Below are 2,027 nucleotides of genomic sequence, written 5' to 3'. Positions count from 1 at the left end.
TCTCCCCCACCAAAAAACTCCTCGGCGCGCCATCATTCAAACTCAATATCGCCACCGTCCCACTTCCTCCGGCGATCAACCCACTCACCTTGATGTCCACCGGTGCGGTCTCATTGGAGAACCACTGCAACGCCGGGCTATCACTTCTCGCCGCGAGCACTTGCGGTGCGGCTGCGGGGGTGTGGGATTCCGCCGAGGTCAGCAGCAGCGACGACCACGTCGCGACGCCCACCAGGGCGGCGAGCAGGGCCAGGGCCTGGACGGTTTGTGCCGGGGTAATCCGTGCGGTGAATTTCATGGGTTGTCGCTCCTTGTTGTCCCTGTTGCCAGCCTACGCGGCAATTCTCTCCGTTTTATTTCACATGCCTTACATGTTCGCCGGGCACGATGGGGTGGGACGCCAAGGAGCGCGTGGGTGATGAGCAGGCAGCAGGGTTTTACGTTGATCGAGTTGATGGTGGTGCTGGTGATTATTGGCATTGCCAGTGCGGCGATCAGTTTGAGTATCAGGCCCGATCCGTTGCAGTTGTTGCGCAAGGATGCCGAGCGGGTCGCGCAGTTGTTGCAGGTGGCGCAGGCCGAGGCTCGCGCGGATGGGCGGCCGATTGTGTGGGTGGCGGATGCCAAGGGGTTTCGGTTTGGGCGGCGTGGGGATGATGGCGTGGGGTTTGAGTCGTTCAAGGAGGATGCGCAGTTGCGCCCGCGTGCGTGGCAGAGCCCGAAGGTGGAGGTGCGTGTGGAGCCCCGGCAGACGGTGGTGCTGAATGCCGAGTGGATCAATCCGCCGTTGCGGCTGATTTTGTCGGATGGGGCCAATCGGCTGAGTGTGCTGCGCGATGGCAGTGGGCGGATCAGTATTCAATGAAGACTCAGCAAGGGTTCACTCTGATTGAGGTGATGGTCGCGATTCTGCTGATGGCGGTGGTGAGTCTGATTGCCTGGCGCGGGCTGGACAGTGTGACGCGGGCGGACAGTCATTTGCAGGCGAGCAGTGAGCAGAGCGATGGGTTGTTGCGGGTGTTGAATCAGTTGCAGCGTGATGTGGACATGCGCGCGGGGGTGGAGTTGAGTGAGCCGCGCAAGGTCGGGGCTGAGGATGAGGCGCCGACTGCGCCGCCGGCGGTGACGGTGCGCAGTAGTGATAGCAAGGGGTTTCGGCTGGACATTATTCGTAGCGCGGCGGATCAGCCGGGGGCGTTGCAGCGGGTTCGGTGGTGGGTCAAGGGGGATACGTTGTATCGGGCGGTGGCTGAGGCGCGCAGTCGCTATCCGTTGCCGGCGCCTGGGAATGGGGTTGCGGTGTTGAATGAGGTGAGTGATGTGCAGGTGCGGGTTTGGGAGGTGGACAAGGGATGGCGGCAGTTGAGTGGCAATCGGCGGGAGGATCCGTTGGGGTTGGAGATTCGGTTGAGTCGGGGGACTGTGCAGGGGGTGGAGAAGTATCGGCAGGTGATTGGGTTGTTGCAATAATTTGGCGGTCACCAAGCAAATGTGGGAGCGAGCTTGCTCGCGATTGCGGTGGGTCAGTCGATGTTTTTGCCACTGGGAGATCGCTTTCGCGAGCAAGCTCGCTCCCACAATTGGGTTGTGGGCGGTCAGTTGCAGGTTGGGTGGCTGTTAGGCCGTCATCGCTGGCAAGCCAGCTCCCACAGGGATTGAGTGCGACCGGAAGATATTGGTCAGTTGGGTAGCCGCTCTCGCGGGCAGGCTCGCTTCCATAGAAAGCAAGATCAAAAGATCGCAGCCTTCGGCAGCTCCTACATTGGGACTGGGTGTAGGCAGTTGTGAGGTTGGGTGGCTGTTAGGCCGTTATCGCTGGCAAGCCAGCTCCCACAGGGATTGAGTGCGACCGGGAGATATTGGTCAGCTGGGAGACCGCTTTCGCGAGCAGGCTCGCTCCCACAGGAAGCAAAAGCAAGATCAACAGATCGCGGCCTTCGGCGGCTCCTACATTTGGGTTGGGTGTAGGCAGTTGGGGATTGGGTGGCTGTTAGGCCGTCATCGCTGGCAAGCCAGCTCCCACAGAA

General features: G+C 61.0%; 3 protein-coding genes. 2 read left to right on the top strand and 1 reads right to left on the bottom strand.

What is annotated here, in order from left to right:
- The coding region (locus tag D6877_RS13565; RefSeq protein WP_130911124.1) for a general secretion pathway protein GspC at positions 1–298 on the bottom strand (298 nt) is incomplete at its 3' end.
- Positions 299–418: 120 nt separating this feature from the next.
- Between D6877_RS13565 and D6877_RS13560 the strand changes: the two genes are divergently transcribed.
- The gene (locus D6877_RS13560; protein ID WP_122506758.1) at positions 419–865 is read left to right on the top strand and encodes a GspH/FimT family pseudopilin; all 447 of its coding nucleotides are present in this window, start codon (positions 419–421) and stop codon (positions 863–865) included.
- Positions 862–1,470, top strand: coding sequence for a prepilin-type N-terminal cleavage/methylation domain-containing protein (locus tag D6877_RS13555; protein ID WP_130911123.1), 609 nt, complete (start codon positions 862–864; stop codon positions 1,468–1,470). Before D6877_RS13560 ends, D6877_RS13555 begins: the two co-directional genes overlap by 4 nt.
- Positions 1,471–2,027: the final 557 nt, after the last annotated feature.

Source organism: Pseudomonas sp. Sample_9 (assembly GCF_004307535.1).
Taxonomy (GTDB): Bacteria; Pseudomonadota; Gammaproteobacteria; order Pseudomonadales; family Pseudomonadaceae; genus Aquipseudomonas; species Aquipseudomonas mercuritolerans.
This window is presented reverse-complemented; position numbering and strand designations above follow the sequence as displayed.